General features: G+C 35.9%; 13 protein-coding genes. All 13 read left to right on the top strand.

The annotated features are described in order from the left end of the window. Position 1: 1 nt before the first annotated feature. Positions 2–766 carry an exodeoxyribonuclease III gene (locus tag AAGF08_RS01210; protein ID WP_343509069.1) on the top strand — a complete coding sequence of 255 codons (765 nt, stop codon included), beginning with the start codon at positions 2–4 and terminating at the stop codon, positions 764–766. A 32-nt stretch (positions 767–798) separates the two neighbouring features. Then, on the top strand, positions 799–1,200 hold the full coding sequence (locus AAGF08_RS01205) for an ATP-binding protein (protein ID WP_343509068.1): 402 nt from the start codon (positions 799–801) through the stop codon (positions 1,198–1,200). 3 nt (positions 1,201–1,203) lie between these two features. Further along, entirely contained in the window at positions 1,204–1,629 is a 426-nt protein-coding gene (gene ybeY, locus AAGF08_RS01200) for an rRNA maturation RNase YbeY (RefSeq protein WP_343509067.1), read from the top strand. A 78-nt stretch (positions 1,630–1,707) separates the two neighbouring features. Next, a complete protein-coding gene (mnmG, locus tag AAGF08_RS01195; protein WP_343509066.1) occupies positions 1,708–3,573 on the top strand; it encodes a tRNA uridine-5-carboxymethylaminomethyl(34) synthesis enzyme MnmG in 1,866 nt (621 codons plus the stop codon). 2 nt (positions 3,574–3,575) lie between these two features. Then, the gene (locus AAGF08_RS01190; RefSeq protein WP_343509065.1) at positions 3,576–4,472 is read left to right on the top strand and encodes a class I SAM-dependent methyltransferase; all 897 of its coding nucleotides are present in this window, start codon (positions 3,576–3,578) and stop codon (positions 4,470–4,472) included. Next, positions 4,469–6,130 carry an Ig-like domain-containing domain gene (locus AAGF08_RS01185; RefSeq protein ID WP_343509064.1) on the top strand — a complete coding sequence of 554 codons (1,662 nt, stop codon included), beginning with the start codon at positions 4,469–4,471 and terminating at the stop codon, positions 6,128–6,130. Before AAGF08_RS01190 ends, AAGF08_RS01185 begins: the two co-directional genes overlap by 4 nt. Positions 6,131–6,606: 476 nt before the next feature. Continuing rightward, positions 6,607–8,355: a long-chain fatty acid--CoA ligase gene (locus AAGF08_RS01180; protein ID WP_343509063.1), complete on the top strand. Its 1,749-nt coding sequence runs from the start codon at positions 6,607–6,609 to the stop codon at positions 8,353–8,355. Positions 8,356–8,635: 280 nt separating this feature from the next. Beyond that, positions 8,636–9,106 (top strand): MarR family winged helix-turn-helix transcriptional regulator, encoded by a 471-nt coding sequence (locus AAGF08_RS01175; RefSeq protein WP_343509062.1) that lies wholly within the window; start codon positions 8,636–8,638, stop codon positions 9,104–9,106. A gap of 45 nt (positions 9,107–9,151) precedes the next feature. Beyond that, positions 9,152–11,557, top strand: a complete 2,406-nt coding sequence (locus AAGF08_RS01170; protein ID WP_343509061.1) for a 3-hydroxyacyl-CoA dehydrogenase/enoyl-CoA hydratase family protein — start codon at positions 9,152–9,154, stop codon at positions 11,555–11,557. Between the two features lie 51 nt (positions 11,558–11,608). Then, the gene (locus AAGF08_RS01165; RefSeq protein ID WP_343509060.1) at positions 11,609–12,784 is read left to right on the top strand and encodes an acetyl-CoA C-acyltransferase; all 1,176 of its coding nucleotides are present in this window, start codon (positions 11,609–11,611) and stop codon (positions 12,782–12,784) included. Positions 12,785–12,824: 40 nt separating this feature from the next. Then, entirely contained in the window at positions 12,825–14,618 is a 1,794-nt protein-coding gene (locus AAGF08_RS01160) for an acyl-CoA dehydrogenase family protein (protein ID WP_343509059.1), read from the top strand. A 121-nt stretch (positions 14,619–14,739) separates the two neighbouring features. Further along, on the top strand, positions 14,740–16,419 hold the full coding sequence (locus AAGF08_RS01155) for a PQQ-dependent sugar dehydrogenase (protein ID WP_343509058.1): 1,680 nt from the start codon (positions 14,740–14,742) through the stop codon (positions 16,417–16,419). Then, positions 16,416–17,699, top strand: coding sequence for a serine hydrolase domain-containing protein (locus AAGF08_RS01150; RefSeq protein WP_343509057.1), 1,284 nt, complete (start codon positions 16,416–16,418; stop codon positions 17,697–17,699). Before AAGF08_RS01155 ends, AAGF08_RS01150 begins: the two co-directional genes overlap by 4 nt.

The following is a 17,699-nucleotide window of genomic DNA, read 5'->3' as shown; positions in this document are numbered from 1 at the left end:
TATGAAAATTGTCTCCTATAATGTAAATGGAATTAGGGCCGCAATGAACAAAGGTTTTGTAGATTGGTTGGAAAAAACTAACCCAGATGTTATTGGTTTACAGGAGGTTAAGGCATTAGAAAGCCAAGTTGATACTGATATATTTAAAAACTTAGGTTACGAGATATATTGGAATCCAGCGGTCAAAAAAGGATATAGTGGAGTAGCAATTTTAAGTAAAAAGTCTCCTAAATCAATAAAATACGGTATTGGTTTAGACAAATACGATGATGAAGGAAGATTATTAGAGGTAGATTTTGAAAACTTTTCATTTCTTTCTGCATACTTCCCATCTGGTACTACTGGAGATACTAGACAAAACTTCAAATATGAATTTTTGGATGATATCTATGGCTATATTCAAGATTTGAGGAAAACAAAACCCAACATGATTTTGAGTGGAGATTATAATATTTGTCACAAACCTATAGACATTCATAATCCAATCTCAAATAAAAACAGTTCAGGTTTCTTACCCGAAGAAAGAGCTTGGATGGATAAATTCACAGAGTCAGGTTTTATAGATACATTCAGACACTTTAATCCTGATCCCCATAATTACACCTGGTGGAGTTACCGTGCCAATGCAAGAACAAAAAATTTAGGTTGGAGAATTGATTATCATATGGCATCAAAAAATATGATAGATAAAGTAAATAGATCAATCATATTACCTGAAGCCAAACATTCCGACCATTGTCCAATACTAATAGAAATTGCTGAATAAAACATTACTGTTCGTCATTCAATTATAAACAGATGAAATCGATAAAAATTTCCATACCCTCTCTCATTGAAAACGTTAAGATAATCGAAAGCTTCATCGACAATGCGAGAGAAAATTTCGAAATAAATGATGATATCTATGGAAATATTATGATTTCCGTTACTGAATGTATTAGTAATGCTATAATTCATGGAAATCAGCATGACAAAACCAAACTGGTTCACTTAGAATTATTTATAGAGAAGGAGCTGTTACGTTTCGTAATCGAAGATGAAGGCCCTGGTTTTGATATGAATCAATTAAAAGATCCTACGGAACCAGAAAATATCGAAAAAACGGGAGGGAGAGGTATTTTCTTGATAAAACACCTAACAGATGAAGTAAAATTTGAAGAGGATGGAAGAAAGACAGTTTTGTCATTTTATATGGATTAAATCATGGCAATAAATTTCTTTAAGGAAGAGACTCCATTTCAACTTGACAAAAAGCTCCTAAGGAGAAAATGGTTAAAACAAATTGCAAAGACGGAAAACTTCACAATCAAAGAATTGAACTATATTTTCTGCAGCGATGAATACCTTTACAACATCAATGTCGAATATCTAAACCACAAGACTTATACGGATATAATAACATTCGATAATTCTGAAACACATAAAGAAATAGAAGGAGATATCTTTATAAGTTTTGATCGGGTTAAAGAAAACTCCAAAAGACATCAAGTACCCATACAAGAAGAACTCAGCAGAGTGATCAGTCATGGTCTATTCCATCTCATGGGTTATAAGGATAAAAGCAAAGAAGAGTCAGATAAAATGAGATTCAAAGAGGAGTTTGCAATTAATTTATTTAAAGAAATCTAATGTTCCACGTGAAACAGTTAAATAACCTGGGTCTTAAAAGCCTAATGTTCCACGTGAAACAGTAAAAAGAAATAAATCATGTTTCCAAAATATGATGTAATAGTAGTAGGTGCAGGGCATGCCGGTTGTGAAGCCGCTCATGCTGCAGCGAAGATGGGCTCAAAGGTATTATTATGTACAATGAACATGAATACGATTGCCCAAATGTCTTGCAATCCTGCAATGGGAGGAGTAGCAAAAGGTCAAATAGTACGTGAAATTGATGCATTAGGAGGTATGTCAGGAATAATTTCTGATAAATCCATGATTCAATTCCGAATGCTAAATAGATCCAAAGGCCCTGCAATGTGGTCTCCGAGATCCCAAAATGATCGTATGAGGTTTGCAGAAGAATGGCGCTTAGCATTAGAAAAAACACCAAATGTTGATTTCTGGCAAGAGATGATAACAGGGATTTTAGTGCAAAATGGTAGGATAAGAGGAGTTAGAACTAGCATTGGAATAGAAATAGAATCTGAAAGCGTAGTACTGACAAATGGCACCTTCCTAAATGGATTGATTCATATTGGAGAAAAACAATTCGGAGGAGGTAGAACTGGTGAATCAGCAGCTAAAGGGATAACCGAACAATTAGTATCTCTTGGATTTGAGGCTGGAAGAATGAAAACAGGTACTCCGCCACGTGTTGATGGGAGAAGCCTTGATTATTCTAAAATGGAAGTGCAATATGGGGATGAAAACCCGGAAAAATTCAGTTATTCTGATGAAACAAGTCCCATAAAAGAGCAAAGAACTTGCTGGATTACCTATACAAATAAAGAGGTTCACAGCTCACTAGAAGAAGGTTTTGATCGATCTCCTATGTTTAATGGTCGAATCCAGGGTCTAGGCCCTCGGTATTGCCCATCCATTGAAGATAAAATCAACAGATTTGCTGAAAGAGAAAGGCATCAAATTTTCGTAGAACCTGAAGGATGGAATACGGTGGAAATTTATGTAAACGGGTTTTCAACATCCCTTCCAGAAGATATACAATATAAAGCCCTTCGGAAAATAGAAGGCTTTGAAAATGCTAAAATGTTCAGGCCTGGCTATGCTATAGAATACGATTATTTCCCGCCGACTCAATTAAAATTAACTTTAGAAACCCAACTTATCGAAAATCTATATTTTGCAGGACAGATAAATGGAACGACAGGATATGAAGAAGCAGCTTCCCAAGGATTAATAGCAGGCATAAATGCAAGCTTAAAAATCCAGGAAAAAGATCCATTTCTTCTAAAAAGATCAGACGCTTATATAGGAGTTCTTATTGACGATTTAATCAATAAAGGCACCGAAGAACCTTATAGAATGTTTACTTCTCGCGCAGAATTCAGATTACTATTAAGACAAGACAATGCGGATCTAAGATTAACCAAACTCGGTTTTGACATAAATTTAGCCAGTCAAGAACGGCTTGATAAAACTCTTAGCAAAAAGAAAGAAACCGCACGCTTGATAAATTATCTTAAACAGAAAAAGCTTTCTCCTGAACAAATAAACAAAGGATTAGAACAACTAGGAACTGCTGAAATAAAAGAAAAAGTTTCTGCTGAGAAACTCTTAAAAAGACCTCAAATAGGACTCAACCAAATAATGATTCTCGATCCAGAATTTGACACTTATCTTTCCCATTTCCCTCAAGAAGTAAGAGAACAAGCTGAAGTACAGGTTAAATATGATAGCTATATAGAAAAAGAACAGCAAATGGTTGAAAAACTTAGTAACATGGAAAATTATAAAATTCCACTAAAATTCGACTATTTAAATATTTCCGCACTATCAAATGAAGGCAAACAGAAATTGAATAAAATAAAACCTGAAACTTTAGGGCAAGCATCAAGAATCAGTGGCGTGTCTCCAGCTGATCTTTCTATACTTACAGTTTATTTAGGTAGATAATTATGGCCGAAAGACTTAGTAAATGCCCACTCTGTAAAAGTGGGCTTTTTCTTAACTATACCGAGATAAAAGATCACGCAGTAAGTAAACAATCCTTTATTGTTTGTCGGTGTCAAAAGTGTTCTTTACTCTTTACAAATCCAAGACCAAAAGAGAACAAGATTGGTCCATACTACGATTTCTCCGAATATTATTCCCATGAAAAGAATAATAAAAGCATCACTCAAATTATCTATAAACTTGTTAGAGAGTATACAGTATCAAAGAAAGTAAAACTGATTACCGAACTAAAAGGAGAAGGCAAAATATTAGATTATGGCTGTGGAACAGGCGAATTCCTGCAAGCAGCAAAAAATAAAGGATGGAAAGTAAATGGAGTAGAACCAACCGAAAAAGCAAGAAATCAAGCAAATACAATTCTTGAAAATGCAATCGTTGAAGATATAGATCTAATAGGGGATAAGAAGAAATACGATATCATCAGTTTATTTCATGTATTAGAACACATTCATCGTTTAAGAAAAACGGTGAAAAAGATACTAAAACATTTAAAATCAGATGGTTACATTATAATAGCTGTACCAAACCCAGAAAGTTATGATGCAAAACTATATGGAAAAGATTGGGCAGGATGGGATGTGCCTAGGCATCTTTATCATTTTGATCAGGTAGCAATGAAAAACTTTGAACAACTCTTTGATTTAGAGTTAGTTAGGGTAAATCCAATGCCTTTTGATAGCTATTATGTCTCCTTATTATCTGAAGGCTACATTAAACCAGATCAATCCATAATTTTGAAATATCTAAAAGCAATAAAAAAGGGGTGGAAATCCAATAAAGCAGCAAAAAACCAAATTGGTCAATACTCAAGTAATCTATTTATTTTTAGAAAGAAGTGAATTACAGACTATACATAGCCTTATTTATTATTGCTTTCCTATTCAATTCTTGTGCAAAGCAAAGTACGCCCATGGGAGGTCCCAGAGATGAAGATCCCCCTGTAGTACTTGAAATGTATCCAGAAAATCAAAGTTTGAATCAAAAACCCGACGAAATTCTAATAGTCTTTGACGAATATATCAAACTTGATAACCCCAATAAAAATATTATTATCACACCAAAATTAAATAAGGATGAGCTCGTCATTACAGCTCTAAAAAACACGGTTAAAATAGAGTTAAACCAAGAATTAGAGGACAGTACAACTTATGTCTTCAATTTTCAGAAATCGATTCAGGACTTGTCTGAAAGTAATCCTACCGAAAATCTAAAACTTGTTTTTTCTACTGGTCAAAGCATAGATAGTTTATCATTTTCCGGAAAGGTCAATAATTATTTACCAAGTAGAGGTTTTTCTTATAATGATGTAATAGTTGGACTCTATGAATATGAGGATACAACCGATGTCTTTACAGCCCAGCCATACTACCTTTCACAAGCAGATTCATTAGGTTTATTTTCTATTGGAAATATTAAATCTGGAAAATATAGAGCTTATGCTTGGCATGATGGAAACAACACGCTGAAAGCAGAATATAAAAGTGAGGATTACGATTTTATTTTAGATACCATTTCTATTGAATCGAATGTCACAGGTGCTATTTTCAACATATCGAAAGCAGATCTAACTCCTATAAAACTTACAAGATCCTCAGAATCAGGAAGTAATTACGATATAGTCTTAAACAAAAGTCCTTTACAAATACAGTTAATAAATGAAAAAATAGGGGATAGCATTAATTATAATGTCAGCGACCAACGTATTAAGCTCTACTCAAGATTACCTTTAACAGATAGTGTTAAAATCGAATTAAAATTACAGGACTCTTTAAGTTTCAAAGTTGACACAACGATCTATGCTAAATTTAAAGAATCAGAAAGAAGAGCTGAAAAACTAACTTTCAATGCAAATTCAGGCAAAAGCTTTTATCAAGATTTAAACATCGAATTAAAATTCAATAAACCAATCATAGAAATAAGTTACGATTCATTATACGTTACCTATGATACAGCATCAATGATCCCTATAACACCGGATATGGTAGAAATAGTTGATTCTTTAAAAAGAGATCTTATACAAATAAATCTTACCATACCAGATTCATTAAATAAAGAAATATTTACAATAAAAGCATCTGATTCTACTTTTTTAGACATTGAAGGGGAATTTAACGAGGCAGTTCTATCTGCTAATTATAGAAAGCTTAAAAGAGAAACTCTTGCAGATGGGATATCTGGAAAGATTTTAGGGGCCACTCCTCCTTACATCATCCAATTGATTGACACTAAATCTCAAATTAATAGAGAAATCTATGTGGAAGATCAAAACAACTTTATGATATCCCTAATAGAGCCAGGAACTTATAAAATCAGAGTAATAGAAGATATAAATGGCAATAAGAGATGGGATCCATCGAATTATATTGAAAAAAGATATGCAGAAAGGATCTTTTACTTTCAAGATCAAGAAACCAAACTTCAAGAAGTTGTAATTAAAGCAGGTTGGACTTTGGACGATCTTAGCATAATTGCTACACCAAAAACAGGACTAAATTAATCAAAAATCTTATGTTGATAAGTGTGTAATAACGGTGGAAAAGTAGCTCATAAAAAAGAAGAAATTCCAGTTTATCCCCAATTTGAAGACTGGCTAATTAAACAGTAAATACATTGGGGGATAACTCCAGGTATATCCACATTAGCATATCAATTAATCCACAGAAGAATTACCAACAAGGAATAAATATCATAAAAGAGGAAATTGGTGGATAAATAATCACTATTCAGATTACCAATTAGTTATGTGTTGATAAACATGGTATAACTAGATGGATAAATATAAAACAGCTTTTTGAAACTAGTGGAGAACTTTTAAAAAGTAAATTGTCCACAAATACACATTGCTAATAACTATAATAGATTATTTTTTTAAAAAAGATGTAATTACTATTAAAAGGTGGACAATGTTGATAGCTTGATAAAAAGGCTAATTTTTTTAATTAACTTATATACCCCAAACCCAAAAACTCAGCCATGTTCTTAAATCGAATATTTGATCTAATATCCTATCAGATCAGTGAGTATGATAAAGAGATTGCCTTAGCTTTTAAAGAAAATGAAGTCTGGGTAACTTATTCATCAAGAGAAGTAAAAAAAATTGTAGACAATTTAAGTTTAGCTTTTTTAAACGCTGGAATATCAGGTGGAGATAAGGTCGCAATAATTTCTCAAAATCGACCGGAATGGAATTTTATTGATTTAGGACTTCAGCAAATAGGTGCTATTTCTATTCCGATGTATCCAACTATCACTTCTGAAGATTTTAGGTACATTTTTGAGCATGCTGAGGTCAAAATGATTTTTGTTGGCGATGAGGAGATTTATGAGAAAGCAAAAAATGTAGCTGGGGAAAGAAAAATTTATAGTTTTTTAAAAATGAAGGGAGTAAATTTTTGGAAAGACTTCATGATTTCTGGTGAAAATGGAGACTTGGAATTACTGGAAAATTCAAAATTTAAAGTGAAGTCAGATGATATATTTACTATAATTTATACTTCTGGTACAACTGGTAGACCAAAAGGAGTAATGTTGACTCATCACAATGTATTGAGTAATGTTTTAGCAGTTTCAGATACATTTTTACTTGAAAAAGGCAAACATAGAGTTTTAAGTTTCTTGCCGCTTTGTCACATTTATGAAAGGACTGGTTCATTTTGTTGTTTGTATATGGGGTTATCAATTTATTATGCGGAGAGTTTAGAAAAAATAGGTGATAACCTAAAGGAAATTAAACCACAAGGTTTTAACACTGTTCCAAGACTGTTGGAAAAAATATATGATAAGATTGTCTCAAAAGGATATGAATTATCAGGGATTAAAAAGTCACTTTTCTTTTGGGCTTTGAAGTTGGGACATAAATATGATCCCGGTAAAGACCAGGGAGCATGGTATAACTGGCAATTAAAAATGGCAAATAAACTGATTTTTAGTAAATGGAGAGAAGCTTTGGGTGGTGAAGTTTTACAAATAAATTCTGGTGCCTCAGCGTTGCAACCAAGACTTGCCCGAGTTTTCTGGGCAGCTGGGATAAAAATTTGTGAAGGATATGGATTAACTGAAACTTCACCCGTTGTTTCAGTTTCAATTTGTAATTATGATGAGATTCGAATTGGATTCGTTGGTAAAATCATAAAAGATGTTGAGGTAAAAATCGCTAAGGATGGTGAAATTTTGGTCAAAGGACCTAACGTAATGCAGGGTTACTATAAGCAACCTGATATGACTGCGGAAGTACTCCAAAATGGCTGGTTTCATACAGGAGATATAGGAGAGCTGGATGGAGAATACTTGAAAATCACTGATCGCAAGAAAGAGATGTTTAAAACGTCCGGAGGAAAATATGTTGCTCCTCAGGTTATAGAAAATAAGATAAAGGAATCAAATATCATTGACCAGGTAATGGTAGTAGGTGAAAACAGAAATTACCCTGCAGCTCTTATTGTACCGAGTGAAGAAGGTTTAAAAGAATATTGTAGACATAAGGGATTTCCTTTTACAGAAATGAGTGAAATGATTCAAAAACCTGAGATTGTAGCAAAATATGATCGGGTCATTGAGGATATGAATAAATATTTTGCAAAATGGGAAACAATAAAACGCTTTAAGCTTCTATCTGATCCATGGGGAATCGAAACTGGAGAATTGACCCCGACTTTAAAATTGAAGAGAAAAGTGATTATGTCAAAGTATGAAAAACATGTTGATTCAATCTATAACTCTTAAATGTGTTTTGATCCAGATCAAAATATACAATACAAGGTCTTAGAGTATTTTTAATTCCATAATTGATTTTTTCCAAACATGATTTTGATTCCAATAAAAAAATTAAATTTTATTCTGATTTATACTTTTTAATATTGTTTATCAGACAAATATTCTGAATTATTAAAAATAACAATTTTTAATTTGTGATGCATGCATAACTTTTTATTGAATATGGTATGCATGCATACAAAATATTCGTTACATTAGACTTCTATAGAATTTGGATAATAATGGTAGTATGAAGCGAGAAGAGACAGTAGATTATCATATTAAAAGTGCGTGGCATGCCATCTCGAGGATGTATAACCAGAAGGCTGCGGGAGAAGGTTTTACTACTGCAATTGGATTCGTTTTGATAAATATAAATTCCAAAGAAGGTACACCAGCCACAAAAATTGCTCCCCTAATGGGATTGGAAACTAGGAGTCTTACCCGGATGCTCAAGAATATGGAGGAAAAGGGATTGATCTACAAAAAACCTGATTTAGTGGACAAGCGATCCGTAAGAATATTTTTAACTGAAGAGGGAAAGAGAAAGAAGGAAATTTCAATCAATACTATTCGGGAGTTTAATGAGCAGATAAGAGAAGTGGTAAGCGAGTCAGAGTTAACCAATTTCTTTAAGGTTTTTGAAAAAATTCAACTGGTTATAGACCAAGTTCAATCTGAAGGTTCAGTTGAAATAAATAAGATCGTATTTGAATTGTAAAATAATAATTGGTTTCGGCCAAGAATAACCGAAAAACCCAAAAAAATGAAAAGAGCAATTAAAAATGTTGCCATTTTAGGTTCAGGAGTGATGGGGTCAAGAATTGCCTGTCATTTCGCTAATATTGGCGTACAAGTACTTTTACTTGATATTGTCCCTTTTGAATTAACAGAAGAGGAGCAAAAAAAAGGACATACAAAAGAACATCCAGGTGTTCGAAATAGAATAGTAAACACAGCTCTACAAAGCACATTAAAGTCTAATCCATCGCCCATTTATGACAAAGCATTTGCAAGCCGGATAAAAACGGGAAATTTTGACGATGACTTACCCAAAATCAAGGATTATGATTGGGTAATGGAAGTAGTTGTTGAACGATTAGATATAAAGCAATCACTTTTCGAGAAAGTAGAAAAATTTAGAAAGCCTGGAACTCTAATTACTTCTAATACATCGGGGATCCCCATGCATATGATGTGTGAAGGAAGATCTGAGGATTTTCAAGTAAACTTTGCTGGTACGCACTTTTTCAATCCTCCGAGATATCTGAGATTATTGGAAATAATCCCAGGACCTAAGACTAACCCTGAAATCGTCGATTTTTTAATGGATTATGGCGATAAATTTTTAGGAAAAGAGACCGTACTCTGTAAAGATACGCCTGCATTTATTGCCAATAGAATTGGAGTTTACGCGATTATTTCTGGTATGCACGCTATCGAAAAGATGGGGTTGGGTGTATCTGAGGTAGATAAACTTACTGGTCCTGTAATTGGTCGAGCAAAGTCTGCGACTTTCCGAACCATGGATATAGTAGGTTTGGATACGACAGTGAATGTGGCTAATAACCTTTACAAGGCCTTGCCGAATGACGAGTCAAGAGATAAATTCAAGCTTCCTAAAATTGTCGAGGTTCTTTATAATAACAAGTGGTTTGGAGATAAGACAGGACAGGGTTATTTCAAAATGATTCGACATAAAGATGGTACGAAGGAGCTCAAAGAGATTGACTTCGAATCTTTCGAATACAAAGATGTAGAGAAACCTAAATTCAAAGCATTAGAAGCTTCCAAGGAAATCGAGGATCTTAAAAAAAGAATCAAGTTCTTGGTAAATTTTGATGACAAGGCCGGGGAATTTTATAGAACATCTTTTTACGATTTATTTAAATATTGCTCTCATAGGATTCCAGAAATATCAGATGAGCTGTATCGAATAGATCAAGCAGTTTGTGCAGGTTTTGGATGGGAACTTGGTCCTTTTGAGACTTGGGATGTATTGGGAGTAAAAGAAACAGTCAAGAATATGGAAGCTGCTGGTGAAAAAGCAGCAGCTTGGGTTCATGAGATGTTAGAAGCTGGCAATGAGTCATTTTATAAAGTCATTGATGGTAAAAAGCATTATTACGACATTCCTTCAAAATCATATTTGGAAATTCCTGGAATTGAGGAATTTATCATTTTAGATACCTTAAAATCTGCTGGAAAGAAGGTTTGGGGAAATTCTGGAGCGACTGTTTACGATATGGGAGATGACGTGATCGGATTGGAATTTCATACCAAAATGAATTCCATGGGAGCTGAAGTAATTGAAGGAATCAATACGGCAATTGGAATGGCTGAAAAATCACACAAGGGATTAGTCATAGGAAATGAAGGTGCTAATTTTTCTGCAGGAGCCAATTTAGCGATGTTGTTCATGTTTGCAGGCGATCAAGACTTTGATGAAATCAATTTAATGATTGCCCAATTTCAGAACACAATGATGAGAGCACGTTTCTCATCTATTCCTGTAGTCGTTGCACCTCACAATATGGCTTTAGGAGGAGGTTGCGAACTTTCGCTTCATTCTGATCATGTCCAAGCACATGCTGAATTATATATGGGATTAGTGGAAGTTGGAGTAGGATTGATCCCTGCTGGAGGTGGTACCAAAGAAATGACCTTAAGGTTCTCCAACAGCCTTATTGATGGAGATGTCGAGTTGAACCAATTGCAAGAGTATTTTATGAATATTGCTATGGCAAAAGTTTCAACGTCAGCCAAAGAGGCCAAAAATCTTGGTTATTTAAGGAAGAGCGACGGGATAACTTTGAATAGAAAAAGACAATTAGCAGACGCAAAAGCAAAAGTCTTATCCCTTTTTGATGAAGGGTACACTCAACCCTTAGAGCAAAAAAACATCAAAGTTTTGGGTAAATCTTCTCTTGCACTATTTGAAGCAGGGATTACAGGCATGAGATATGGAGCCTATATTTCTGAACATGATGCTAAGATTGCCAAAAAATTAGCTTGGGTAATGTCTGGAGGAGACTTGTCTTCTCCTACGGAAGTATCAGAAAGATATTTATTGGATTTGGAAAGAGAGGCTTTCTTGAGTTTAACCGGTGAGAAAAAGACATTGGAAAGAATTCATAGTATTCTATTCAAGGGAAAACCGCTCAGAAATTAGAAGCTAGTAGTAAGAATCAAGCATCTCAACAATCAAAAAACGCAATAAATCATGGAAGCATATATAGTAAATGGATATAGATCAGCAGTAGGAAAAGCTAAAAAGGGAGGGTTTAGATTTTATAGACCAGATGATCTTGCCTCAGATGTAATTAAGCATTTGATAGCAAATACCCCTGGTTTGGAACCTAAACATGTGGATGATCTTATAGTAGGTAATGCAGTTCCCGAAGCGGAACAGGGTATGCAAATGGGAAGGATGATTTCTCTTCTTGCCATGGGTATTGATAACCCTGGATTTATCATTAATCGATATTGTGGATCAGGCCTGGAAGCAATTGCATTAGCAGTCGGAAAAATAAAAGCAGGAATGGCCGATTGTATCATCGCTGGTGGAACTGAAAGTATGTCTCTTGTTCCAATGATGGGATACAAGACAGCTTTGAATTATAAGATCGCTACCGAACACCCTTCTTATTACATCAGTATGGGGTTGACAGCAGAAGAACTCGCAAAGGAATATGATATAACCAGAGAAGAGGCAGATGCATTTTCGGTTAAATCACACGAAAAAGCCTTGGCAGCAATAGCTGCCGGTAAATTCAAAGATGAAATAGTACCCGTAGAGGTAGAGGAAACCTATTTGGATGAAAAAGGAAAAAAGAAAACTAGAAAATATATCGTTGACACCGATGAAGGCCCAAGATCAGGAACGACAAAAGAGGTATTGGCGGGGTTGAAGCCTGCATTCAAAAATGGCGGACAGGTTACTGCGGGAAATTCCTCTCAAACATCTGATGGAGCAGCTTTCGTAGTTGTTATGTCTGAGAGATTCATGAAATCTTTGAAATTGGAGCCTATCGCTCGTTTGATGTCATACAGTGTAGCTGGTGTTGATCCTAGAATCATGGGAATAGGTCCGAAAGAAGCTGTTCCAAAAGCATTGAAACAAGCAGGCCTTACATTGAATGATATCGATTTGATTGAATTAAATGAAGCTTTTGCTGCACAAGGTTTGGCAGTAATTAAGTCTTTAGAAATGAACCCTGAAATCGTCAATGTTAATGGGGGCGCCGTAGCATTAGGCCATCCGCTGGGATGTACTGGGGCGAAACTATCTGTTCAAATATTTAATGAGTTAAGAAGGCAAAACAAAAAATACGGTTTAGTGACAGCTTGTGTAGGAGGAGGTCAGGGAGTTGCCGGAGTTTACGAGTTATTAAAATAATTCTTGGTCGAGTTTCAAAAATTAAAAATATCCATTCTATATGGCAACAATATCAAAATCTATTAAAGGAGGAGAATTCCTTATCCGGGAAACCGAAGCTCAGGAAATATTTATTCCTGAGGAGTTCACTGAAGAACAAAAAATGATGGCGCAAGCTTGCCAAGATTTTATTGATACTGAAATTACCCCAAATATTGAGGAGATTGACAGTATGAAGAACCCAGATCTTGTGCCGTCTATTTTCAAAAAAGCAGGAGAATTGGGACTATTGGGAATTTCAGTTCCTGAGGAATATGGTGGAATGGGTATGAGTTTTAATACTTCCATGCTTATCGCAGATATCATTGGATCAGCCGGTTCTTTTTCTACTACTTATGGTGCTCATACTGGTATCGGTACATTACCAATTTTGTATTATGGTACAGAAGAACAAAAGGAAAAGTACCTTCCTAAACTTGCAACAGGTGAATGGGCGGCTTGTTATTGTTTGACGGAACCAGATGCGGGTTCGGATGCAAATAGTGGTAAGACAAAGGCTACTTTGACTGAGGATGGTAAGCACTATCTGATTAATGGGCAGAAAATGTGGATTTCAAATGCAGGTTTTGCTGATTTGTTTATTGTCTTTGCAAAAATTGAAGATGATAAAAATTTGACAGCATTCATCGTGGAGAAGACTTTTGGTGGAATCACTATGAATGAAGAAGAAAAGAAAATGGGAATTAAAGGTTCTTCTACCCGTCAGGTTTTCTTCAATGACTGTAAAGTTCCTGTAGAAAATATGCTTTCTGATCGTCAGAATGGATTTAAGATAGCAGTAAATATTTTGAATATTGGTAGAGTAAAATTAGGAGCAGGGGTTTTAGGAGGCACCAGAACAGTTACTACTAAAGCCATTAAATATTCGACTGAGCGAAAACAATTTGGGGTTAGCATCAACTCGTTTGGAGCCATTAAGTCAAAGTTGGCCGAAATGGCGATTAGAACTTACGTTTCAGAATCTCTTTGTTACAGAGCTGGACAAGATATTGAAGAACAAATCAATACTTATGTTGCTGAGGGAATGGAAGAAAATGAGGCGAAACTAAAAGGCGTTGAAGCCTTTGCGATGGAATGTGCAATAGCAAAAATTCATGGCTCAGAAGTTTTGGACTATGTAGTAGATCAGGGTGTTCAGGTTTATGGTGGAATGGGTTATTCCGCGGAAGCTCCTATGGAAAGAGCTTATCGAGATGCACGAATTGCCCGAATCTACGAGGGAACCAATGAAATCAACCGGATGCTTATGATTGGTATGTTGTTGAAACGAGCGATGAAAGGTGAAATCAATTTATTCGAGCCTGCAATGGCTGTATCAGCGGAGTTAACATCGGTACCATCTTTTGAAACAATTGATACTTCAGAGCTTTTTGCATCAGAAAAAGAAACTATTAAAAAGCTGAAAAAAGTGTTTTTGATGGTTGGTGGAAAGGCAGCGATGGCACTTCAAGATAAAATTGAGGATGAACAGGAAATCATGATGAATCTTGCCGATGTGATGATTGAAATTTACGCAGCGGAATCAGCAATCCTAAGAGCAGAAAAACTAGTAGGAATCAAAGGGGAATCTGAATGTGCAAATCAAATTGCAATGTCCCAAGTTTACCTGGCTGAAGCAGTGGATAAAATCAATGCAGCTGCCAAAGAAGCGATTGCCAGTTTCACGAAAGGAGATGAGCAAAAAGTCATGCTTATGGGATTGAAGAGGTTTACTAAAGCAGATTTAGTCAATACAAAAGAGCTCAGAAGGAAAGTAGCTGATTACATGATCGAGAAGGGAAAATATCCTTTTTAACTAAACAGGGACTTATTGAAGAAACCTCGGGTATTATATGCCTGAGGTTTTTTTATTTTAAAACCTGACAGAAAAGCGATAATTTTTTCGGTATTTGGTAAAAAGCTCCAAATTAGTGTCCATGAAAAATTTAAGCATACTTTTTTTAGGAATCTTATTATTATTTACCATCTCCTGTACTTCAAATAGCACAGAAGAATTTGGTGTAACTATCAGTCAGGATGTCGATCAAATAAAGGCAGGAAAAGTACTCTTTGATCAGAATTGTTCTACTTGTCATAATTTTAACGAGAATGCAATAGGCCCGAACCTAAGTGGTTTAACACGTCAGGTAGAAACAGATTGGATCAAAAGATTTATCAAAAACCCTTCGGAGTTTTTTCGTGACAAAGACGAAAGAGCTGAAAAACTTTTGGCCATCTACAAGAATGAAATGCCCGGTTTTCCTAATTTTTCGGATTCAGACTTGAATTCAATCTTAAGCTATCTTCACACTTTTGAAACGCTACCCATTGAAATTTTGGGAGATACTACCTCGAATTTAATTCCAGAGAAAATCAAAGACTCAGGAATAAGGTTTGAATTGGAGTTTTTTGCCCAATTACCAGCTTCAGACACAACTCCTGCTTTGGCCAAAATGACTAAAATGGAGCCTATTCCCGGGACCGATCGCTTGATGATCAATGATCAGCGAATAGGAATCTATGAGTTGGTGGATCAAAAGCCCCAGCTTTATCTAAATCTATTAGAGCAAAGGCCTGATATGGTGAGTAAGCCCGGATGGGCCACAGGTCTAGGAAGCTTTACCTTTCATCCGGAGTTCCAGGAAAATGGGCGATTCTATACAGCACATACTGAGCCAGGGGGTACAAAACCTTCAGATTTTGGCTACACAGATAGTTTGAACGTCTTTATGCAATGGGTTTTGACTGAATGGAAAGCAGATTCCCCTAATTCAAAAAGCTTCCAGGGAACCAGTAGAGAAATTCTCCGAATTGATAACGCTTCGCAAGCACATGGAATGCAGGAGTTGACTTTTAATCCAAATGCAAAGAAAGGAGATGAGGATTTTGGTCTGCTTTATATTGGATATGGGGATGGGGGTACTGTAGAAAAGCGATTTGCCTATATCTCTGATCATGGAGGAGCAGGAGTTTATAGTAGCATTTTGAGAATTGATCCTACTGGAAGTAATAGTGCCAATGGGAAATATGGAATCCCAACTGTAAATCCATTTTATGGGATGCAAGGAAAAGCAGGCGAAGTCTTGGCTTTTGGGTTCCGAAATCCCAATAGAATCTTCTGGAATGAATCAGGGAAGTTGTTTGCAACTGATATTGGGCAGCACAGTATCGAAGAGATCAACCTAATTGAGCCGGGGAAATTTTATGGCTGGCCCATCCGCGAAGGAAGGTTTATGATTAATCCTTTTGGAAGTTTCCGGACCCTTTACCCCTTGCCAAAGGACGATGATAAAAAGGGCGTTACTTACCCTCTTATTCAATTAGAGCATGATGAAGCCGTGGCTGTTATTGGGGGTTATTTTATCCCAGAGGGGAAACTGAAAGGAAATTTTGTTTTTGGAGATATTCCCACAGGAAGATTGTTTTTTGCTGATTTGGATCAAAAGCCTTATCCAGAAGTAAAAAGCATGAAGTTCGTTTTTGAAGGAAGAGAAACCACTATGGAAGAAATTGTAGGTGGGCGAGTAGATCTGAAATTTGGAATAGATGCCGAAAAACAAGTTTACATCATGAGTAAAAATCAAGGTAAAATTTACAAAATAGTTAATACGCTATGATTAAATCATTGAAAATCGTTCTGGTAATTTTTCTAGGTTTTTCTTTTTTCTTTAGTTCCTGTACCGAACAAGAAGAGAAAGTTGATTTTGTTGTTAATGATCAGGCCGTCGCGAGATTGGATTCCACCCTACAAGCTTATGTTAATTCCGGAAATGTGGCGGGGATTTCAGCATTGATCTTTGAGAAAGATCAGGAAGTTTATTTTAATGCTTTTGGTTTTGCAAACAAAGAGAAAAATATCCCGATGGACCGAAATACTATCGTGCAGATTTACTCCATGACAAAACCTATCACCGGAACGGCTTTGATGACTTTATACGAAGAAGGAAAATTTAAATTGGATGATCCCCTGGAGAAATATGCTCCTGAATTTGCCAATATGAAGGTTTATCAAGGCGTGAATGAAAATGGAGAAATGATTTTGGTAGATGCAGAAAGGCCCGTGACCATTCGGGATATCACCAGACATACCGCAGGTTTTCCCAATAGGGATAATATTCCTGGATTGAGCGAAGTGATGAAAGAAAAAGATGCAAGAAGTTATGAAAATACATTGACTGTGATGGCAGAAAAAATCGGAAGTACTCCGCTTTGGTTTCAACCAGGAACGCAATGGGAATACGGCCAATCAGTAGATGTACAAGCTTTTTTAGTGGAACGAATTTCCGGAATACCCTATGGGGATTATGTCCAAGAGCATGTTTTAGGTGCATTAAACATGAATGATACGCGATATGTAGTCAGAGAAGAAGATTTAGATAGATTTTCAGCAGCTTACCAACGAACAGGAGAAGGCCAATTGACACAAATGCCAGACTCATCTGCCCATGAATTCAATTTGAAAAAATGGCCATTAACTCCTGGTGGGTTTGGATTAACTTCTACCCTGGATGATTACATGACGTTTGCCAGAATGCTTGTCAATGAAGGCACTTTAAATGGTACGACGATTCTAAAACCAGAAACTGTAAAACTGATGGCGACAAACCATCTCCCCGATTCTGTGACAGAAAGATCTTGGTTACCAAGTAAAGGAAGAGTAGGGTTTGGAATCGACTTTGCCGTTCGGACTGACCTGCCTGCTTCGGCAGAAGAAATGAACGGAGTTGTTGGGGAGTTTTTTTGGGACGGAGCAGCCTCTACGCTATTTTGGGTGGATCCAGTTAATGAGCTAACTGCGGTGATGTTCGTTCAGCTTTTCCCATATGATGGAATAAAATTACATAAAAACTTTAGAGATGCTGTTTATGGTAAAATTTCAGTGAAACCTACTCCATAA

Origin of the sequence: Algoriphagus sp. SE2, from assembly GCF_039563885.1 — a bacterium.
In the GTDB taxonomy this organism is placed as follows: Bacteria; Bacteroidota; Bacteroidia; order Cytophagales; family Cyclobacteriaceae; genus Algoriphagus.
Note: the sequence above shows the minus strand (reverse complement) of the source record. Positions and strands in the feature narration are given on the sequence as shown.

Bases quoted from the DNA above. Each gene is read 5' to 3' on its own strand.
- AAGF08_RS01210 (WP_343509069.1), top strand. From the start codon at position 2: ATGAAAATTGTCTCCTATAATGTAAATGGAATTAGGGCCGCAATGAAC.
- AAGF08_RS01205 (WP_343509068.1), top strand. From the start codon at position 799: ATGAAATCGATAAAAATTTCCATACCCTCTCTCATTGAAAACGTTAAG.
- ybeY (WP_343509067.1), top strand. From the start codon at position 1,204: ATGGCAATAAATTTCTTTAAGGAAGAGACTCCATTTCAACTTGACAAA.
- mnmG (WP_343509066.1), top strand. From the start codon at position 1,708: ATGTTTCCAAAATATGATGTAATAGTAGTAGGTGCAGGGCATGCCGGT.
- AAGF08_RS01190 (WP_343509065.1), top strand. From the start codon at position 3,576: ATGGCCGAAAGACTTAGTAAATGCCCACTCTGTAAAAGTGGGCTTTTT.
- AAGF08_RS01180 (WP_343509063.1), top strand. From the start codon at position 6,607: ATGTTCTTAAATCGAATATTTGATCTAATATCCTATCAGATCAGTGAG.
- AAGF08_RS01175 (WP_343509062.1), top strand. From the start codon at position 8,636: ATGAAGCGAGAAGAGACAGTAGATTATCATATTAAAAGTGCGTGGCAT.
- AAGF08_RS01170 (WP_343509061.1), top strand. From the start codon at position 9,152: ATGAAAAGAGCAATTAAAAATGTTGCCATTTTAGGTTCAGGAGTGATG.
- AAGF08_RS01165 (WP_343509060.1), top strand. From the start codon at position 11,609: ATGGAAGCATATATAGTAAATGGATATAGATCAGCAGTAGGAAAAGCT.
- AAGF08_RS01160 (WP_343509059.1), top strand. From the start codon at position 12,825: ATGGCAACAATATCAAAATCTATTAAAGGAGGAGAATTCCTTATCCGG.
- AAGF08_RS01155 (WP_343509058.1), top strand. From the start codon at position 14,740: ATGAAAAATTTAAGCATACTTTTTTTAGGAATCTTATTATTATTTACC.
- AAGF08_RS01150 (WP_343509057.1), top strand. From the start codon at position 16,416: ATGATTAAATCATTGAAAATCGTTCTGGTAATTTTTCTAGGTTTTTCT.